The 19,268-nt window shown below is 66.2% G+C and carries 19 protein-coding genes; 7 read left to right on the top strand and 12 right to left on the bottom strand.

Going from position 1 to position 19,268, the window contains the following annotated elements; genetic code table 11:
• Positions 1–36 precede the first annotated feature (36 nt).
• Entirely contained in the window at positions 37–1,449 is a 1,413-nt protein-coding gene (gene yczR, locus FBY28_RS22000) for a MocR-like transcription factor YczR (RefSeq protein WP_216847893.1), read from the top strand.
• A 1-nt stretch (position 1,450) separates the two neighbouring features.
• Here yczR and serB read toward each other — a convergent pair whose 3' ends face one another.
• Positions 1,451–2,710 (bottom strand): phosphoserine phosphatase SerB, encoded by a 1,260-nt coding sequence (gene serB / locus FBY28_RS21995; RefSeq protein ID WP_141869366.1) that lies wholly within the window; start codon positions 2,708–2,710, stop codon positions 1,451–1,453.
• Between the two features lie 38 nt (positions 2,711–2,748).
• Positions 2,749–4,434: an aa3-type cytochrome oxidase subunit I gene (gene ctaD / locus FBY28_RS21990; RefSeq protein ID WP_216848202.1), complete on the bottom strand. Its 1,686-nt coding sequence runs from the start codon at positions 4,432–4,434 to the stop codon at positions 2,749–2,751.
• Positions 4,435–4,668: 234 nt separating this feature from the next.
• Here ctaD and FBY28_RS21985 point away from each other — a divergent pair, with 234 nt between their 5' ends.
• From FBY28_RS21985 to FBY28_RS21975, 3 genes are all read left to right on the top strand, one after another.
• On the top strand, positions 4,669–5,751 hold the full coding sequence (locus tag FBY28_RS21985) for an ABC transporter substrate-binding protein (protein WP_141869365.1): 1,083 nt from the start codon (positions 4,669–4,671) through the stop codon (positions 5,749–5,751).
• A 45-nt stretch (positions 5,752–5,796) separates the two neighbouring features.
• Positions 5,797–6,072: a YciI family protein gene (locus FBY28_RS21980; RefSeq protein WP_141869364.1), complete on the top strand. Its 276-nt coding sequence runs from the start codon at positions 5,797–5,799 to the stop codon at positions 6,070–6,072.
• 177 nt (positions 6,073–6,249) lie between these two features.
• Positions 6,250–7,296: an NAD(P)-dependent alcohol dehydrogenase gene (locus FBY28_RS21975; RefSeq protein ID WP_141869363.1), complete on the top strand. Its 1,047-nt coding sequence runs from the start codon at positions 6,250–6,252 to the stop codon at positions 7,294–7,296.
• 77 nt (positions 7,297–7,373) lie between these two features.
• On the opposite strand, the gene FBY28_RS21970 is transcribed toward FBY28_RS21975, so the two are convergent.
• Positions 7,374–9,029, bottom strand: a complete 1,656-nt coding sequence (locus FBY28_RS21970) for a hypothetical protein (RefSeq protein WP_216847892.1) — start codon at positions 9,027–9,029, stop codon at positions 7,374–7,376.
• A 383-nt stretch (positions 9,030–9,412) separates the two neighbouring features.
• On the opposite strand from FBY28_RS21970, the gene FBY28_RS26280 reads away from it, so the two are divergent.
• Complete coding sequence (locus tag FBY28_RS26280) at positions 9,413–9,541, top strand: hypothetical protein (RefSeq protein WP_286178361.1); 129 nt, start codon at positions 9,413–9,415, stop codon at positions 9,539–9,541.
• 92 nt (positions 9,542–9,633) lie between these two features.
• On the opposite strand, the gene FBY28_RS21965 is transcribed toward FBY28_RS26280, so the two are convergent.
• Genes FBY28_RS21965 through FBY28_RS21945 form a run of 5 tightly spaced genes read right to left on the bottom strand, consistent with a single transcriptional unit; the run spans position 9,634 to position 14,678 of the window.
• A complete protein-coding gene (locus FBY28_RS21965) occupies positions 9,634–9,966 on the bottom strand; it encodes a DUF3349 domain-containing protein (protein WP_141869361.1) in 333 nt (110 codons plus the stop codon).
• The gene (locus FBY28_RS21960; RefSeq protein WP_141869360.1) at positions 9,963–10,952 is read right to left on the bottom strand and encodes an FAD binding domain-containing protein; all 990 of its coding nucleotides are present in this window, start codon (positions 10,950–10,952) and stop codon (positions 9,963–9,965) included. The genes FBY28_RS21965 and FBY28_RS21960 overlap by 4 nt, the downstream gene beginning before the upstream one ends.
• Positions 10,949–11,458 (bottom strand): (2Fe-2S)-binding protein, encoded by a 510-nt coding sequence (locus tag FBY28_RS21955; RefSeq protein WP_141869359.1) that lies wholly within the window; start codon positions 11,456–11,458, stop codon positions 10,949–10,951. Before FBY28_RS21955 ends, FBY28_RS21960 begins: the two co-directional genes overlap by 4 nt.
• Positions 11,455–13,635, bottom strand: coding sequence for a xanthine dehydrogenase family protein molybdopterin-binding subunit (locus tag FBY28_RS21950; protein WP_141869358.1), 2,181 nt, complete (start codon positions 13,633–13,635; stop codon positions 11,455–11,457). Before FBY28_RS21950 ends, FBY28_RS21955 begins: the two co-directional genes overlap by 4 nt.
• Positions 13,632–14,678 carry a cupin domain-containing protein gene (locus tag FBY28_RS21945; RefSeq protein WP_141869357.1) on the bottom strand — a complete coding sequence of 349 codons (1,047 nt, stop codon included), beginning with the start codon at positions 14,676–14,678 and terminating at the stop codon, positions 13,632–13,634. The genes FBY28_RS21950 and FBY28_RS21945 overlap by 4 nt, the downstream gene beginning before the upstream one ends.
• Positions 14,679–14,857: 179 nt before the next feature.
• On the opposite strand from FBY28_RS21945, the gene FBY28_RS21940 reads away from it, so the two are divergent.
• Positions 14,858–15,511, top strand: coding sequence for a response regulator (locus FBY28_RS21940; protein ID WP_141869356.1), 654 nt, complete (start codon positions 14,858–14,860; stop codon positions 15,509–15,511).
• Here FBY28_RS21940 and FBY28_RS21935 read toward each other — a convergent pair.
• On the bottom strand, positions 15,508–15,855 hold the full coding sequence (locus tag FBY28_RS21935) for a response regulator (RefSeq protein WP_141869355.1): 348 nt from the start codon (positions 15,853–15,855) through the stop codon (positions 15,508–15,510). The genes FBY28_RS21940 and FBY28_RS21935 overlap by 4 nt on opposite strands.
• A gap of 102 nt (positions 15,856–15,957) precedes the next feature.
• On the opposite strand from FBY28_RS21935, the gene FBY28_RS21930 reads away from it, so the two are divergent.
• A complete protein-coding gene (locus FBY28_RS21930) occupies positions 15,958–17,466 on the top strand; it encodes a GAF domain-containing sensor histidine kinase (RefSeq protein ID WP_216847891.1) in 1,509 nt (502 codons plus the stop codon).
• On the opposite strand, the gene FBY28_RS25820 is transcribed toward FBY28_RS21930, so the two are convergent.
• The 3 genes from FBY28_RS25820 to nrdF all read right to left on the bottom strand — a co-directional run bounded on the left by FBY28_RS25820 (position 17,456) and on the right by nrdF (position 19,180).
• Entirely contained in the window at positions 17,456–17,629 is a 174-nt protein-coding gene (locus FBY28_RS25820) for a hypothetical protein (protein WP_155944853.1), read from the bottom strand. The two genes, FBY28_RS21930 and FBY28_RS25820, sit on opposite strands and share 11 nt — an antisense overlap.
• Before the next feature lie 121 nt (positions 17,630–17,750).
• Entirely contained in the window at positions 17,751–18,071 is a 321-nt protein-coding gene (locus FBY28_RS21925; protein WP_141869354.1) for a hypothetical protein, read from the bottom strand.
• A 134-nt stretch (positions 18,072–18,205) separates the two neighbouring features.
• The gene (gene nrdF / locus FBY28_RS21920; protein ID WP_023985543.1) at positions 18,206–19,180 is read right to left on the bottom strand and encodes a class 1b ribonucleoside-diphosphate reductase subunit beta; all 975 of its coding nucleotides are present in this window, start codon (positions 19,178–19,180) and stop codon (positions 18,206–18,208) included.
• Between the last annotated feature and the right edge of the window lie 88 nt (positions 19,181–19,268).

Raw genomic sequence — 19,268 nt, 5'->3', positions numbered from 1 at the left:
CCTGTGTCCATAGATATGGGGTCCAGAGTGCTCGATGTGGACCTTTTGTCCCGCGAACTCGGCAACTGGCGCACATCCAGTTCGACCGGTCCCGCCTACCTCGGCCTGGCCGATGCGGTCCGGTTGCTCATCGTCGACGGGCGCCTGCCTGTCGGGTCCCGGCTACCGAGCGAACGCGCGCTCGCCGACGCGCTACGGGTGTCGCGCACCACCGTCACCGCCGCCTTCGCCGCGCTCCGCGAGGACGGGTATCTGCAGGCGCGGCGCGGCGCGCGCAGCACGGCCGTTCTGCCGCCCCGCCCCGCACTGCCCACCGATCCGGGCACACCGACGGTGAGCCTGGCCGCCGCGGCACTCTCGGCGCCCACCACAGCGGTGCGCGAGGCCTTCTCCGAGGCCGCCCGCGATATCACCCCCTACCTGGCCGAGGTCGGTCACGAACTGTCCGGGGTGTGCGCACTGCGCGAAGCGGTGGCCGAAAGTTACACCGCCCGTGGACTTCCCACCGATCCGACGCAGATCATGATCACCACCGGCGCCCAACATGCCATCGGACTGATACTGGCCGCGTTCACTCAGCCCGGTGACCGGGTGCTGGTCGAGCAGCCCACCTACCACGGCGCACTTGCCGCCATCTCGGCTGCCGGATCACGAGCAGTGCCGGTGGCACTCAACGACGGCGGCTGGGAACTGGACGCAGTGCACGCCGCGATCCGCCAACTGGCTCCGGTACTGGCCTACTTCGTCCCCGACAGCCACAACCCGACCGGCTTCACCATGCCCGAGGACCAACGAAAACGACTGGGCCACATCATTTCCGAGACTCGTACCCGGACCATCATCGACGAGTCCATCATGGACATGTGGCTCGACGCCGCACCGCCGGCTCCCCTGGCCGCCGCGATGACCCAGCGCCGCGAGTTGGTGCTGACCATCGGGTCGATGTCGAAATCCTTCTGGGGCGGCCTACGAGTGGGCTGGATCCGTGCCGAACCGGCCACCCTGGCCGCCGTCGCGGCCACCCGCGCGGCAGTCGACCTGGGCACTCCCATCCTCGAGCAACTGGCGGCGGCGCGGCTGCTGCGGATCCGCGAGCAAATCCTGCCGGAGCGACGCGAAATACTCTGCAACAGAAGACGGTTCTTGATCGACCTGTTGGCACGCGAGCTTCCTGATTGGCGTCCCGGCCCGGGCCGCGGCGGAATGTCGCTATGGGTGCAGCTGCCGTCGCCGATGAGCACCGCACTCTCGGCATCGGCATCCCGGCTCGGTCTCGATCTGCCCGCGGGCCCGCGCTTCGGCGTCGACGGCACCCTGGAACGCTTCATCAGGGTGCCCTATGCGCTGCCCGAACCTCAGTTGGAAGCGGCCGTCGACCTGATGGCTCGAGCGTGGCGTTCTATCACGGGCGCCTCGGTGACCCCGGAAACCCACGCGGTGGTGGTCTGAGCTATCCGGGGATGTCCACGCGCCGGACCGTCCCGTCGACGGCGTCGGCGGCCTCGATCTCACCACGGGTGACGCCCAGCAGGAACAGCACGGTGTCCAGGTAGGGATGGCTCAGCGACGCGTCGGCGACCTCGCGCAATGCTGGTTTGGCGTTGAACGCCACACCGAGTCCGGCCGCGGACAGCATGTCGATGTCATTGGCGCCATCGCCGACGGCCACCGTCTGGGCCATCGGGACGCCGGCCTGCTCGGCGAAGTCACGCAGTGCCTTGGCCTTGCCAGGCCGGTCGATCACGGTGCCGACGACGCGGCCGGTGAGCTTGCCGTCGACGATCTCGAGCTCGTTGGCGGCCACGAAATCCAGTTTGAGCTCGTGCGCCAGCGGATCGATGACCTGCCGGAAGCCGCCGGAGACGATGCCGCAGTGATACCCGAGCCTGCGCAGGGTGCGGATGGTGGTGCGCGCCCCCGGCGTCAGCTCGATCTGTTCGGCGACATCGTCGAGCACCTCGGCCGGCAACCCGGCCAGCGTCGCCACCCGCTTGTGCAACGACTCGGCGAAATCCAACTCGCCGCGCATGGCCGCCTCGGTCACCTCGGCCACCGCCGCCTCCGCGCCCGCATGCGAGGCCAGCATCTCGATGACCTCGCCCTGGATCAGGGTGGAATCCACATCGAAAACGATGAGGCGCTTGGTGCGCCGGGACAGGCTGTAGTCCTCCAACGCGATGTCCACACCCAGGTCGACAGCGGTGCGCGCCATCGCATTCTGCAGTTCGGAATACACCGCGCCCGGTGGGACCGAGACACGCAGTTCCAGACCGGTCACCGGATAGTCCGAGACGCCGCGGATGAAATCGATGTTGACCCCGAGGTCGGCGACCTCCCGGGCCACCACCCCGAACGCCTCGGCGGTGATCGGCCGACCGAGCACCACGATGGTGTGCGTGGAGGGCTCCACCATCACCGGCTTGTCGTCACTGCGCTCGATGGTGACATCGAGTCCCACGCCGTGGATCGCGGCGCGGATCTCGTCGGAGAACCGCACCTCGTCGGCTACCGGGGTGTCCACCGAGACCAGGACGCCCAGCGTGAGCCGGTTACGGATGACGACCTGCTCGACATTCAGCAGCTCGACCCGGTGCCGGGAGAGCACCTCGAACAATGCTGACGTCACACCCGGCTGATCGACACCGGTGACGGTGATCAGCAGCGAGGAACGTCCGCGCGCAGCATCGACTGACTGCGAGGCCGTCGGCACAGTTACCTCCGTTGAAATGCCTCGGATCGGCTATCGGGTCAGCTGCGAACTTCTACGTCGTCGATCCGGGTGACATCGCCGTCCTCGGGTCCGTGCGCCCGGCCGATGTGCGCCTCGGCGCGCATCCGCTCGACCATGTGCGGGTAGTGCAGCTCGAAAGCGGGACGCTCCGACCGGATGCGCGGCAGCTCGGTGAAGTTGTGCCGCGGCGGCGGGCACGAGGTGGCCCACTCCAGCGAGTTGCCGTAACCCCACGGGTCATCGACCACGACGGGCTCGCCGTAGCGCCAGCTCTTGAAGACGTTCCAGACGAACGGGAGCGTCGAGATGCCGAGCACGAAGGCGCCGATGGTGGAGATGACGTTCAGCGTCGTGAAGCCGTCGCTGGGCAGGTAGTCCGCGTAGCGACGCGGCATGCCCTCGTCACCGACCCAGTGCTGCACCAGGAAGGTCAGGTGGAAGCCGATGAAGGTCAGCCAGAAGTGCAACTTGCCGAGTCGCTCGTCGAGCAGCCGGCCCGTCATCTTCGGGAACCAGAAGTAGATGCCCGCGTAGGTGGCGAACACGATGGTGCCGAAGAGCACGTAATGGAAGTGCGCGATGACGAAATAGCTGTCGGTCACGTGGAAGTCCAGCGGCGGGCTGGCCAGCAGCACACCCGACAGACCACCGAGCAGGAAGGTGATCAGGAAGCCCACCGAGAACAGCATCGGCGTCTCGAAGGTCAGCTGCCCCTTCCACATCGTGCCGATCCAGTTGAAGAACTTGATGCCCGTCGGGACGGCGATCAGGAACGTCATGAAGGAGAAGAAGGGAAGCAGCACCGCGCCCGTGGCGTACATGTGGTGCGCCCACACCGCGATCGACAGCGCCGCGATACCCAGCGTGGCGTAGATCAGGGTGGTGTAACCGAAGATCGGCTTGCGGCTGAAGACCGGGAAGATCTCCGAGACGATGCCGAAGAACGGCAGCGCGATGATGTACACCTCGGGGTGGCCGAAGAACCAGAACAGGTGCTGCCACAGCAGCACACCGCCGTTGGCCGGGTCGTAGATGTGCGCGCCGAGATGCCGGTCGGCGGCCAGGCCGAACAGGGCCGCGGTCAGCAGCGGGAAGGCCAGCAGCACCAGGACCGAGGTCACCAGGATGTTCCAGGTGAAGATCGGCATCCGGAACATGGTCATACCGGGGGCACGCATGCAGACCACGGTGGTGATCATGTTGACGCCACCGAGAATGGTGCCCAGACCACCGACCGCGAGGCCCATGATCCACAGGTCGCCGCCGGCGCCCGGAGAGTGGATGGCATCGGTCAGCGGGGAGTATGCGGTCCACCCGAAGTCCGCGGCGCCTCCGGGGGTGATGAAACCACCCATCGCGATCAGCGCACCGAACAGGAACAACCAGAACGAGAAGGCGTTCAGACGCGGGAAGGCAACGTCGGGCGCGCCGATCTGCAGCGGGAGCACCAGGTTCGCGAAGCCGAACACGATCGGGGTTGCGTAGAACAGCAGCATCACCGTGCCATGCATGGTGAACAGCTGGTTGAACTGCTCATTCGACAGGAACTGCAGTCCCGGCATGGCCAGTTCGGTACGCATCAGCAGCGCCATCAGGCCGCCGACGAAGAAGAACATGAAGCAGACGACGCAGTACATCATGCCGATCAGCTTGTGATCGGTCGTCGTGATCAGCTTGTAGATCAGGTTGCCCTTGGGCCCCATGCGCTCCGGGAACGGACGCCGTGCCTCGAGTTCTCCGATTGGGGGCGCTTCGGCTACCAACAGATCCTCCAAAAAAGTCGACGGGTCATATCCCGGCACTGGTATGTCCGTGATCTTATCCCCATCCCGGTCGGCTGCGACATGGGTGTCCTACAAAGTGTCGTATTCGCTCGTCGAGACCCTCCGAGCGCGGGTTGCGCCGGGCCCGCCGTCGACATTGATAACGTCGGCGGCGTGCTGTTCCCCTCTGCGCGCACAGGCCTGCTCGCCGCGGGTGTCGCCGCCACATTGGTCTTGCTGACCGGCTGCGGAGGCTCCGAGTCCGCCCCCGCCCCCGGCCCGGACGCCCCCATCACGAGCACGACTCGCATCGCCAGTGCCGGTGTACTGGGTAACCAGCGCAAGCCGGACGAATCGTGCGCCCCGGAGCCTGCCGCGCCCGGACCGGGCGCCATCGAGGCGGTCCGCCCGGTGCGCAACGTTCCGGCGCAGGACGCGACGGCCCCTGCCGTACCTGCGGCCACCGAGGTACGCGGGGACCCCCAACGACTCATCGCGCTCGCCCCGGGTCAGCTCGACGCGTTGTGCGCGCTCGGGCTGCAGGCCCGCGTGGTCGGCACCGCGGCGCCCCAGCCGTCGTATCTGGGCACCGTCCTGCACAACGCACCGGTCATCTCCGACATGCAGGCCGCCCGCGGCGCCAATCCGGATCTGATTCTCGCCTCTGCCGGCCACAGCCTGGAAGGGTTCGGTGCGCTCAGCACGATCGCGCCGACGGTGTTCACCGGCGCCGCACCGGACTGGCAGGAAACCTTGCGGACGGTTGCCGCAGCATCCGGACGTTCCGGGGCCGCCGATGCGATCCTCGGCGAATTCCAGCGCATGGCAGAGGAGGCGGGCCAACGCATCGACGCCGGCCACTTCCAGGCCTCGATCGTGCAGTTCACCGAGAACACCGTGCGCGTCTACGGCGCAGCCAACTTCCCCGCCTCGGTGCTGGCCGCCGTGGGTGTTGACCGCCCCGCCGCACAACGATTCACCGACCGCCCGTACGTCGAGATCGACATCACCGACCTCTCCGACGACACCGATCTGTCCGCCGCGGACGGCGATATCGTCTACCTGTCCTTCGACTCCACGGCCGCCAAGGACGCGGCGCCGCGGGTGCTCGACAGCGCCGCGTGGCGCAAGTTGTCCGCCAACCGGGACGACCGGGTGTTCGCGGTCAACAACGAGGTGTGGCAGAGCGGACAGGGTGTCGTCGCCGCGCGCGGCATCATCGACGACCTGCGCTGGCTCAATGCTCCGATCAACTGAAGATGCCCCGATCAACTGAAGCCCCCATCAACTAGTCTGTGCGGCGTGTTCCATGTCCTCAACATCACCTATCTGCAACCCCTCGACGTCATCGATCAGAGCCGCCCGGCACATCTGGAGTGGTTGAAAGGTGAGGTCGAGGCCGGCCGGATCCTGCTGGCCGGCAGGCTGGAATCGCAGGACGGCGCGGTGCTCATCGCCGCGGACATGTCGGCCGCAGACGCCGATGCCATCGCCGCCGCCGACCCCTACACCCTGGCCGGCGTGGCCCGCTACGACCGGGTCAGTTTCAACGCCGGATTCCGGGCACCCGGTCTCTGACCGGATTCTTTGACCGAATTCACAGCCGGCGGCGGGACTAGACCCGGCACCTGATTCGTTGTCATCCTGCGAGGGCGCTTCTCGGTGCCCGCTTGTGCTGAGTTCACTACTGTCGGGTGAAGATGCACGAATTCGCACGTGACCATACGAAAAGACGCATGTGAAGAGGATGATTCGATGACCACAACTGTTTCCGCCTACGCCGCCACCTCCGCGACAGACCCGCTGACCAAGACCACCATCGAGCGCCGCGAGGTCGGCCCGCACGATGTGGCGTTCGACATCAAGTTCGCCGGCATCTGTCACAGCGACATCCACACCGCCAAGGCCGAGTGGGGCACCCCAAGCTACCCGCTCGTCGTCGGTCACGAGATCGCCGGCGTCGTCACCGAGGTCGGCTCGGAGGTCACCAATTACAAGGTCGGCGACCACGTCGGCGTGGGTTGCATGGTGAACTCCTGCCAGAACTGCGAGAACTGCGCGGCGGGCCTGGAGCAGTACTGCCTGGGCACCGGCATGATCGGCACCTACGGCGCCACCGACCGGGACGGCACCATCACCCAGGGTGGGTACAGCCAGGCCATCGTCGTCGACGAAAAGTTCGTCCTGCGCATCCCGGACAGCATTCCGCTGGACAAGGCCGCTCCCCTGCTGTGCGCGGGCATCACACTGTTCTCCCCGCTGAAGCACTGGAACGCCGGCCCCGGCAAGGAGGTCGCAATCGTCGGACTCGGCGGCCTCGGCCACATGGGCGTCAAGCTGGCCCACGCGATGGGCGCCAAGGTGACCGTTCTCAGCCAGTCGCTCAAGAAGATGGAAGACGGCCTGCGACTCGGCGCCGACGAGTACTACGCGACCAGCGATCCCGACACCTTCAGCAAGCTGGCCGGCAAGTTCGATCTGATCCTGAACACCGTATCGGCCAATCTCGACCTCGGTCAGTACCTCTCGCTGCTCAAGATCGATGGCACGCTGGTCGAGCTGGGAGCGCCCGAGCGTCCGCTCGAGGTGCCCTTCTTCCCGCTGGCCGGTGGCCGACGCAGCATCTCCGGCTCGATGATCGGCGGTATCCCGGAGACTCAGGAGATGCTCGATTTCTGCGCCGAACACGGCGTCACCCCGGAGATCGAGGTCATCGAGGCGTCCTACGTCAACGAGGCCTGGGACCGCGTGCTCTCCAGCGATGTGCGGTACCGGTTCGTGATCGACACCGCCACGATCTAGCACTCCCCCGAGCCGCCCCGCCGATGTCGTCATCGGCGGGGCGCTCGCTGTCTACAGCTCGGTCCGGCCGCGCGAAATCACATACTCAACATCAGGTTCCGGCCCGCCGGCCAGCGTGTCGCGACGGTCGCCGTCACGGGGACCGGCTGGAACTCCGCCGTCCGCACCGGCACGGCGGATCCGATCACCGACCCGCGTGTCGGCCCGGCCGGGGTCGCCAGATCCAGGATCTGGCCCGGGTCGCCGTAGATACCGGCACACTCCGCACCGCTGCATCGGCCGGTGAGCGGGTCGATCCGGCCGTCGAGGATGTCCTTCGCCCAGCCGTCGATGATCACCTGCGCCGCCGCCTGGTTCTGGGCCGTCGGGAAGCCCTGATAGAGATGCGAGATGAACTGGATCAGCCAGGTGCCGCCATCCATCGAATCCAGGTGCTTGCCGTTCTCCAGCACGATGCCGTTGAACTTTCCGGGCCGGTTCGCGTTCAGGGCCTCGTCCACCCGGCGGGGCTCCTTGGGGGCACCGAGTTCCAAGACGGGGACATAGCTGCCGATCCCGTCCAGTTTGACCAGCGCATCGGAGAGCACACTGCCCTGCGGTGCCGCGTCGAGCAGGATAACCCCGGCCAGGTTACTGGTGTGGCCGCCGGCAGTGACGGCGTCGGCGTAGTAGCCCGCGGCGCCCGCCACCAGATTGCCGCCGAGCGAGTGCCCCACCAAGGCGAACCGGTCCGGCAGCTCCGCCCCGGCGCCATATCGCTCGGTAAACCCGGCCGCAATTGCGCTGGCGGTCAAGGCTTCCCAGTCACCGAGAAACAGTGCCGCCGTGGCCCGCAGCGCCTCGTCGCTGCCCAACCAGAATCCGTCCTCGACGTAGCGGTTCGAGGTCAACGTCGGCACCACGACGATGCTGTTGGTGCTCTCGGCCAAGTTCGCCGCCGTGTAGCTGTACATCGCGCCGACACCGAGAAAGCCATGCTGCAGGTAGATGATCCGTTCCGGCGGCACGTCACCGGCGGGGTAGTACCAGTGGGCGGGCACGGTGTGCTGGCCGTCGATCGCCAACGTCGACGTCTTCACCGTGACCGTGCTGCCGCGCGGTACGACCGGCGGTCCGGCGATGAATGTCACGGCCACTCCGACGAAGTCGAAGACGAACGACGCGATGATGTCGAGTAGGGACCGCTGCGGTAGCGCCGCTGTCGAACTGACCGTCGCGGAGGTGATGGCAGCCGCCATCGATGCCGCCGCCGGCATCACGTTCGGGGTCCACACCTTCGCTGCGGGGTCGGTGTCGCCACCATCGGTTCTCACGACCGCGGATTCCACCGCCACCGATTCTCCGGTACCGGAGACTTCGGTGACCGCGGACGAGTCCTGCCCGACCTCGGAAGCGGCCGGGCTTTCCGCATTCAGGTCGACGTCCGCGGGCTCCGGGGAATCGATGACTGCGCTGTCCGCCCCTGACGGCTCGTACCCGCTCTCCTTGTTGTTCATGTTGTCGTTCACGTTGTCGTTCACGACGACGCCGTCATCCACCACTGCCTCGTCCTCGGCGTCGACGGCTGCGCCGTTGTCCAGCTCGCCATCGTCTTCCAGGTCTGCGTCGTTCTCCGGCTCATCATCGTTTTCCAGCCCCGCGTCGAGGTCGACATCGCCGTCGGCGCCGTGATCGGGATCGGCGTCGGCGCCGCGATCGGGATCGGCGTCGCCATCTGACGCCTTCCCGGACACGTCGTTGCCGGATGCCTCTCGCGTACCACCTGCAGGTGTCCGGTCACCATCGGAGGAACTCGCAGACGAGCCCGACGAGGCGTCGCTTCCGGTGTCTGCGCCGGCCACGTCTGCTCCGGCGATCATTGCGGCAGATACCCCCGCTGCGACCACACCAGCACCCATCCACGCCGAGATGTGCGACATATTGCCTCCAAGAATGACTAGATGGACACCCGTCAAGCTAGCCCTTTTTGACACATGTGTAGACACTTCGCCGAAACTGTTCGCCCGCGGTCGACAGCTCTCTCTCCGCGCCGATGGCCAGTCCCGCCGAGCCGCCCTTTGGTCAGCGTCGGCCTCGGCTGCCTGTCCGTGTTCGCCTTCATGACGGTGGGTTCCTGGTGGATCCGACCCAGCTGCGCACCTGGCCGTTGCGACAGTTGGAGGAGCCCGGCAGGAAGTTCGAGGACTTCTGGACCGCGGAACAGACCGAGGAACAGCAGCGCGTAGAGGCCGACGAGCTACCGTGACACCCCCACTCCCAAGGCTCCTGTTGCGAAGGTGCAGTGCAGATTTGACTACGGCGAGAACAGCCGGCCACGCCACGGCGTTCCGGAGTATGTCAGGGCGTCGAAGCTGCCTGGCTGAAATCCGCCAGCGGCCAGCCGGCCGCTGCCAGCCGCGCCGCGACCCGCGCGACGTTCTCCGGCCCGGGGTCGTGATGGGTCTTCTCGGCGATGAACGTCTCGATCTCCTCACGGGTGATCGGGTCGTCGTTATCGGCGGGCGCGGCAACCTCGGCGATGTCGCATACCACCTCTTTGATCTCGTCATCGGTCAGTGGTGTGCTGCGCAGCAATGCGAGTAGCGGCACCCGATCGGGGCCGGGAACGCCGTCGGGATAACCGGCGCGCAACCAGTTCAGCACCGAGGCCATCAACGATGAGACGCTCATCGACCGAGTGTATCGGTGGCCTGCCGCAACGCCCGCACCACGCTGTTGCGGGCAAGTCTGATCTTGAATCCGTTCTGCGCCAGCGGCTCAGCACCGGCAATCAGCGCATCGGCCGCCGCACCGAAAACGGTATCCGACGGCGATGCGCCGATCAGCTGTTGCTCCGCGCCGGCCACACGCCACGGCGTCGCGGCCACCCCGCCGAGTGCCACGGCGGCCGCGGCGATCTTCCCGTCGACGAGGTGCACTCCGGTGGCCACCGACACCAGGGCAAACGCGTAGCTGTGCCGGTCGCGCACCTTCAGATACCAACTGTGCCCGGCATACCCCGACGGCGGGAGCTCCACACCGGTGATCAATTCGCCTGCGCGCACGGCATTGTCGCGTTCGGGGGTTTCGCCTGGCAGCAGGAAGAAGTCGCCGATCGCGATGGTTCGCCGACCGCCGGCTCCCTGCACGTGCACCTGCGCATCGAGCGCCGCGAGCGCGACCGCCATATCGGAGGGGTGCACGGCCACGCACGACGCGCTGGCCCCGAAGAGTGCATGCTCGCGGTTGAAACCCGCCCGCGCCGCGCACCCGCTGCCGGCAATCCGCTTGTTGCACTGGGTGAATGTCGCGTCCATGAAGTAGGGGCAGCGCGTGCGTTGCATCAGATTGCCACCGACGGTGGCCATATTGCGGATCTGGGTGGTGGCGCCGGAGAGGATGGCCTGCGCGAGCATCGGATACGCACGCCGGATGAGCTGATGGTTGGCCACCGCACTGTTGGTCGCCCCGGCACCGATCAGCACGCCACCGGCCGCCGTGGAGGTGATCGAACGCAGATCCAGCCGGCCGATGTCGATCAGCAGCGGCGGTGACTCCACACCGAGTTTCATCAGATCGAGCAGGTTGGTGCCACCGGCGTAGTACCGGCCACCGTCGGCACCCCGGCGCACCGCGTCATCGACGGTGTCGGCGTGGGCAAAATCGAAGGTCTTCACCGGGCAGCCTCCTTGATGGCGGCGAGAATGTTGGCGTAGGCGCCACAGCGACAGATGTTGCCTGCCATCCGTTCCCGGATCTCCTCGTCGGACAGTTCTTTCGGCCCCTCGGGGAGGTGGCATCGGGCGCCGGCGAAACTGGCCGCGGACAGATCCCCGCGCACATACTCACGGAGCAACGCCCGCGCCGAGGTGATCTGGCCCGGCGTGCAGTAGCCGCACTGGAAGCCGTCATGTGCGATGAAAGCCCGCTGCACACCATCCAGTTCATCGCCGGATTCGATGGTCTCGACGGTTGATCCGTCGATGGACACCGCCAGGGTCAGGCAGCTCAACACCCGCTCGCCCTCGACGGTCACCGTGCAGGCACCGCACAGTCCGTGGTCACACCCCTTCTTGGTCCCGGTCAAACCCAACTGCTCCCGCAACAGATCCAACAGTGTGCTGCGGACATCGACACACAGCTGTAGCGGCGTGCCGTTGATCGTCAGTTCGAGCTCGGTCATGGCTGTCCCTCCAGGAGCGATTCCACCGTGATCGGCAAGTCGTGTATCCGTTTACCGGTGGCGTGATGGATGGCGTTGGCAATCGCGGCGGGCACCCCGCAGGTCCCGATCTCGCCGATCCCACGCACCCCGACCGGATCGAGGCCGTAGTCCGGGGTGTCGATGAAGGTGATGTCGAAGTCCGGGATGTCGGCGTGGGTCGGCACGTAGTACTCACCGAGCGGGACACCCGAATTCTCATCGAAGGGCACCTGCTCCAGCAGTGCCATGCCCAGGCCGAAGATGATGCCGCCCATCACCTGATTGGTCGCCAGCTTCGGATTGAGCACCCGCCCACAGTCCATCACGGCGGTCCATCGGGTGACGCTCGCTCGCCCGATCTCCTCGTCGACCTCGACCTCGCAGAAATGCGCACCGAACGACTGGGATAGCGGGCCAGTGTCGGCCGGTCCATCGCTGACGGCCGTGAAGCTCAGTCGGTCGACCAGTCCCGGCGTGGCCGCGAGAACATCACGTAACTCGGCGGCGGACGTGACCGGACACCCGAGTCGCTGCCGCCACTGCCGCCCGGCGAGATCGACCGCGGAGCCGACGGTCGCGGTCGTCTGCGATGCTCCGCTGTAGGGGGCATCGGCGAAGGCCGAATCCCCTGACTCGAAACTCAGCGCATCCAGCGGCAACCCGGTCGCATCGGCAGCAATCTGCGTCATCACCGTACGCACCCCGGTACCGATCTCATGAGTGGCGACCGCGAACCGGACCCGACCATCGTCGGTGGTCGTGACCCGGCAACCGGCAGGCATCCGCCGTCCCGGATAGCTTGCCGTAGCCATTCCCCAGCCGACCTGAACACCGTTGCGCCGCATCGCCCTTGGGACCGGTGGTCTGTCCGCCCAGCCGAAACGTTCCGCGCCCTGCAGATAGCAGTCGCGGAGATGCTTGCCCGACCACTGGCGACCGGTCGGCTGATCGGTGTCCGGGTCGTTGGACATCCGCAACGCCACCGGATCGACGCCGAGCGTGTCAGCCAGTTCGTCCATTGCGACTTCCAGCGCGAACAGGCCGGGCGCCTCCCCCGGTCCGCGCATGAAACACGGTGTCGGAGCGTTGATCCTGGCCACGGTATGGGAGACCGCCATACGCGGTGAATGGTAGAGGAAACGCGCCGACAGACCGACGGGCTCACAGAAGTGGGCCACCGTGGATGTCTCGGTGACCGTGTGCTGTTCGGTGCTCAGCAGCGTGCCGTCATCATCGGCCACCAGCGCCACGTGCTGTTCGGTGCGCGGGCGATGACCGGTGGAGGTGAACATCTGGCCGCGGGTCAGAACCAGCTTCACCGGGCGGCCCACCTCCTTGGCGGCCACGGCGCACAACACGACATGCATCCACAGAAAGCTCTTCGAACCGAACGCTCCGCCGACCAGCGGTGAGAGGATGCGGACCCGGTCTTCGTCGATGCCCAGATAGGCCGCCAGCGCCCGCCGCTCACCGGTGATCCACCGGGTGGCGTCGTACACGGTCAGATCCTCGCCGTCCCACGACGCGATGGTGGCGGCGAGCTCTATCGGATAGTGGGTGTTGACCGGCGTGGTGAACCTTCCCGCCACCCGCACGCCGGAAGGTTCCACGGCCGGCCCGCGGTGATCCTGCAGCTTCTCCTCGTCGAGTTTGACGAAGTGGTCGGGACGATATGTGCCGTGCCGGATCTGGCCGTCCTTCTGGTCGGGGGGCACCGGCTGCGCCATCACCGCGGCGGCGCTGAGCTGGGCCGGGGTCTCGCGATAGGTGAACTCCATCAGCTCGGCGGCCGCGACGGCGTCTTGCATGGTCTCGGCCACCACGACCGCAAGATGCTGACCCACGTGTTGAACGGTGAGATCCGACAGCGGCGGACGCCGCTCCAGCGGCAGATCCCAGGTGAGGTCCTCGGGCAGCACGTGCAGTGGCGGACAGTTCAGCGGTGTCAGGACGTGCAACACGCCAGGCGCCGCAGCCGCGCGGGCCGTCGCGGCCGCCACCGATTCGGCCGTCACGGTCGCGTGCGCCACCTCCGATTGCATCAGTACCGCGTACGCCAGATCGGAAACCGGGTGATCTGCGGTGTAACGCGCTGCCCCGGTGACCTTTTCGCGCCCCTCGACCCGGTCGACGGGGCGGCCGATCTGCGCGGTCACCGGTCCAGCGGATTGCTGCGCGGCACGATCAGCGGGTCGGCGGTCGTCGGTGGAAAGTCCGGCAGGTCGTCGATGTGGGTGTCGAACGCGGCGGCCAGCACCGAACGCGAATACGCGCTCACCGACGCCTTGTACCCGATATCGGCGGGGAACGGCTGATCGAAGAAGATCAGGAAGTGCCACTCGTCGGCACCGATGTTCTCGATGTGGTGCGGGTACGCACGCGGGATGAAGTACACGTCACCGGCCGCCAGGTTCCAGGTATCCAGTGTCCCATCGGGATTCATGACGGTCATCCGGGCCTCGCCACTCTGCACATAGCCCATCTCGGCGGTCACTGGATGCCAGTGCGGCTCACGCATGCCATCCTCGCCGACGCGGAGCGAATACATCGAGATGTCCTTGAGCGCGGGCCAGAACTGGTCTCTGGCGAACCGCGCGTTGCCGTAGGCGTAGGTGAGCCCGGGTGGCTGAGCCTCGATGTCGAATCGGTGCGGATCCTTGAAATAGGCACTCGGCGGAACATCGGGCTCCCCTGCCACTGCGGCGAGGGTGCGGTCCCGGGTGTCGCGATGGATCTTGGCGATATCGGCGGCCGGCAGATCGTAGGTGTTGCCCAACACGGCATCGCTGAAGGCACCCATGGTGGCCCCGAACCCGAAATCCTCCGGTCGCTCGTTGCGGAAGGCGATGATGAACTCGCACGGCTCGGTGCCGATGTTCTCGATGTGATGCAGTGCGCCGGAATCGATGTGGAACATCTGCCCGGCCGTGACGACAAAGCTGGCGAATCGGCTGCCATTGTCCAGCACGGAGACCAGCGCGGTACCGGCAACACAGTAGGTCAGTTCGTTGGCGTTGGCGTGCCAGTGCGGTGTGCGCATGACGCCGGGGTTGAGCACCAGCCGCTTGATGGACAGATTCTTCAGGATCGGAAAGCTGTCGGCGGTCACGCGCTGGATCGATCCGAGCTCACTGCGTTCGACGTCATCGCTGTCGACCAGCGAGATGCGGTGTGTGTTGCGGCACGGTGCGGTGGTCATGAATGTCAGCATGCTCCTCGCCGGCCGCCCGGTCGACGAAGTTGACCTGCATTGGCGGCAACGGATTTCCCGACACGGACATACCGGCTAGCCCCCATGTTCGGTCGTCCGGCCGGTGCAGCGGGCCGCCGGGTGCGACAATATCGCCGCGCCGAAACGGGCGAGGCTGAGAGGACGGCATGAGCACATTGCGAGTAGTCATCGCCGACGACGATGTACTACTGCGGGAGGGGCTTGCCAGCCTGCTGCAACGCGAGGGTTTCGAGGTCGCCGGCCAGGCCGGGGACGCCACCGAGCTGCTGACGCTGGTCGACAAGGAACAACCGCATCTCGTCCTGGTGGACATCCGGATGCCGCCGAACCACGACGCCGAGGGCCTGGACGCGGCCCGCACCATCCGGGAACGCTCACCCGACACCGCGATCCTGGTGTTGTCCGCTCATGTCGACGTCGACCATGCGATGGAACTACTCGCCGGTGGTCGCAGCATCGGATACCTGTTGAAGAGCCGGGTGACCGACGTGTCCGATTTCGTGGACACCGTGCGCCGCATCGCCAATGGCGCATCCGTTGTCGACCCGGCGCTGGTCGCCGAACTGGTGTCCGCGCGCCGCCGCGATGATCCGCTGGCCGCGCTGAGTGCCCGCGAGCGCGAGGTGCTGACACTGATGGCCGAAGGGTTGTCCAATGCGGGCATCGGCCGCCGGCTGTGGGTCACCGAGGGAACCGTCGAGAAGCACGTCCGCAGCATCCTCACCAAGCTCGATCTGCCCGAAACCGGTGACGACCATCGCCGCGTGCGGGCCGTGATCATGTTCCTGGAATCGCGTTAGCGACCGATCAGTTCCCGGATGCGGTCCGGTGACAAGGTCAACTTGGGCAGGAACCCGAGCGCGGGACTGGCCACGATCAGGTCCGCGAAGTCTTGTTCGTCGTGGGTCGAGGTGAGGATCACCGTCACCCCGTCGAGTTGTCTGGCGACGTCGAACCCGCTGTCGGTTCCCAGGTCGACATCCACCAACGCGATATCGGGACGCAACTGGGCGGTCATGCGGACTGCCTCGTCCGCGTCCCCGGCGGTCCCGACGACCTCGAAGCCCCCGCGTTCCAACATGCTGCGCGCGGCAGCACAGAATGCGGCACTATCGTCGACGATCAAACAGCGTGCGGCATCCATGACTCCAGGGTGGCAGGCCGTCGCCGCGCCGGCATTCCTGTTAACGGGAATCTTCTGGTTCCGCCACCCCCAGTACGGTTGCCAACTCCTACGATCATCGGCGTGAACTGGCGAACCCTTTCCAGCCGGGCGTTGGCGCAGGTCGTGCGCCCGACCGCGCGACCGTTGTGGGTCGGCATCCTCGTCGCGCTGGGATTCCTGGCGGCCGAGGTCGGCCTGGTTGCGGCACTTCGGATCGTCGCCCCGGAGAATGCCTTCGGGGCACTGTTGTTGCTGGGTGTGCTCGTGGTCTCGGCCGGCTGGGATTTCCCGCTGGCCATCGCGACATCACTGGCCAGTGCGGCGGTGTACGCATACCTGCATCTGGAGGGGCGCGATTCGCTGGCTCCGGCGCTGGCGGTGTTCCTGACGTTGGCGCTGCTGACCAACGTGTTGGTGGGACAGGCCCGGCTGCGTGCGGCCGAGGCCGAAGAGCGTCGGAAGGAGGCCCTGGGTCTGGCTCGCCAACAGGCCGCGTTGCGTCGGCTGGCGACCTTGGTGGCCCGGGCGGCAGACCTGTCCGAGATCTACCAGGTCGCGGTGCGCGAACTGGCGCACAGTCTCGCCGTCGATCATGTCACCCTGGTGCGTTTCCGCCCGGACGGCCACTGCTTGGTCATGGCCGCGCACGATCTTCCCGAGATGCCGGGATTCGGTGTGGGTGAAGAGTTTTCGTTGTCCGGTGACAATATGAGTGGTCAGATCTACGCAACGGGAACGCCGACACGCATCGACGACTATGCCGGTGCCGCCGGGCCCATCGCCCAGCGATTGCACGAGCTGGGAGTCCGGTGCGGTGCCGGTGCGCCGCTGATGGTCGGGGGCGCGGTGCGCGGCGCGCTGCTGGTCGGGGCTCGTCGACCCGCATCGATCTCCCGCAGTTGCGAGGATCATCTCGGAGATTTCGCCGACCTGGTGTCCACCGCGATCGCCAACACCGAGACGCGCGCCGCCTTGACCGCCTCCCGGGCCCGGTTGGTCGCGGCCGCCGACGAGGCCAGGCGCGGTTTCGAGCGCGATCTGCACGACGGCGCCCAGCAGCGGATCGTGTCGTTGAGTCTGGAACTGCGCGCCATCGAGGCGGCGACCACGGACGCATCCCTGCGTGCCGAGTTGGCACGAGTTGTCGACGGGCTCGCCGAACTGCACACCGATCTGCAGGAGCTTTCTCGCGGTATGCATCCGGCGGTGTTGTCGCGCGGGGGGTTGCGCCCGGCGCTGCGGGCCCTGGCGCGCCGGTGCACCATTCCTGTCGAGCTGGATATCGACGTCGACACCCGGTTACCGGAATCCGTGGAGGTCGCGGCGTATTACGTGGTCGCCGAGTCGCTGACCAACGCCGCCAAGTACGCCGAGGCAGAGGTCGTCACCGTTCGTGTTGCCGCCGCCGAGGGAGTACTGACGCTCTCGGTCAGTGACGACGGTGTCGGGGGTGCTGTCGCCGGCGCGGGCTCGGGGCTCGGTGGGTTGCGCGACCGCGTGGAGGCGCTGTCGGGTCAGTTGGACATCGACAGCCCACCTGGCGGCGGCACCACCGTGACTGCGGTGGTCCCCGCGCCGGTCAGCGGCTGAACGGCAGTACCCGACAGGGCGGCGTGGCAGTCCGCTCCCGGGCGAGTTGTCCCAGGTAGGACGGATGACGACGTTGGGCTTCGCGCAATGCCCGCAGGTTGCGCTGGGCGCGCCGGGGGGAAAGCTCGACGACGTTGCTATCGCTGATGCTGGACGCAGCCATGATGTTCTCCTTGCGCCGGTGTCCGACCGTCACCGTCCACATTCCGCTGCGAACCGATGAGGGACCTCAACGAAAGCCGTGAACTTCGTGAGAATGCCCACGTGAGAAGACGCACAAACGCTTATTTCTTGCGTTGGCTCTCCGCGTACTCATCGGGGCGGTTCTTCTTCATCCACGCCCGCACCGGCCAGAACACCACCCACAGGACGGGATACACGGTGACGTAGAACAATCCGTAGACCGCCAAGCACAGCAGGATCCCGGCCACCCACCCTGGATAGACGATGATCAGGCAGAACTGGACGAACTGCTTGAGCACCACCGGTTGACCGTCGGCCATCTGCCACACGGTTCTCGGGCTCAGAGCCTTCACCAGATTGCGCCAGCCTGAAGGCGAGGTCTCGGACTCCTCGGCGGGCGACGCGTCCTCGATATCGGTCATCGCCGATCCCCCGATCCTCGAATCCGTTAGCGGACTGCTGACACTGCTTGCGTGTCTAGCACACAGAAGTCCACTTCACCGGGCGAAAGACCGCGATGCCCAGGTTTGCCACAGTCTTTGCTGTGGCAACAAGATCAGAAGTCCCAGTCCTCGTCCTCGGTGACGACGGCCTTGCCGATCACGTAGCTCGAACCCGAGCCGGAGAAGAAGTCGTGGTTCTCGTCGGCATTGGGGCTCAACGCCGAAAGGATGGCCGGGTTGACGTCGGTCTCGTCCTTGGGGAACAGCGCCTCGTAGCCGAGATTCATCAGCGCCTTGTTGGCGTTGTAGCGCAGGAACTTCTTGACGTCCTCGGTGAGCCCGACACCGTCGTAGAGATCCTGGGTGTATTCGGTCTCGTTGTCGTAGAGCTCGAAGAGCAACTCGTAGGTGTAATCCTTGAGTTCCTGCTTACGCGTCTCGGTCTCGGCCGCCAGACCCTTCTGGTACTTGTAGCCGATGTAGTAGCCGTGCACGGCCTCGTCGCGGATGATCAGCCGGATCATGTCGGCGGTGTTGGTCAGCTTGGCCCGGCTGGACCAGTACATCGGCAGGTAGAAGCCGGAGTAGAACAGGAAGCTCTCCAGCAGCGTGGAGGCGACCTTGCGCTTGAGCGGGTCGTCACCCTTGTAGAAGTCCATCACGATCTGCGCCTTGCGCTGCAGGTTCGGATTCTCCTCCGACCATCGGAACGCCTCGTCGATCTCGGCCGTCGAGCACAGCGTCGAGAAGATGTTGCTGTAGCTCTTCGCGTGCACCGACTCCATGAACGCGATGTTGGTGTAGACGGCCTCTTCGTGCGGCGTGAGCGCATCGGGAATCAGGCTGACCGCGCCGACGGTGCCCTGGATGGTGTCCAGCAGCGTCAGCCCGGTGAATACCCGCATGGTGAGCTGCTTCTCGTGGTCGTTGAGCGTGCCCCAGGACGGGATGTCGTTGGACACCGGCACCTTCTCGGGAAGCCAGAAATTTCCGGTGAGTCGCTCCCAGACCTCGGCGTCCTTGTCGTCTTGCAGGCGGTTCCAGTTGATGGCCGAGACACGGTCGATCAGCTTGATTCCATCGGACACCGGAAACCCCTTTTACCTGGTCGTATATGACTGCACTATAGGGCCGCTATAGCGATCTAAACACTACCCCTGGTAGCCGGGTTCGCAG

It is taken from the genome of Arthrobacter sp. SLBN-53, from assembly GCF_006715585.1.
GTDB classification, from domain to species: domain Bacteria; phylum Actinomycetota; class Actinomycetes; order Mycobacteriales; family Mycobacteriaceae; genus Mycobacterium; species Mycobacterium neoaurum_A.
Note: the sequence above shows the minus strand (reverse complement) of the source record. Positions and strands in the feature narration are given on the sequence as shown.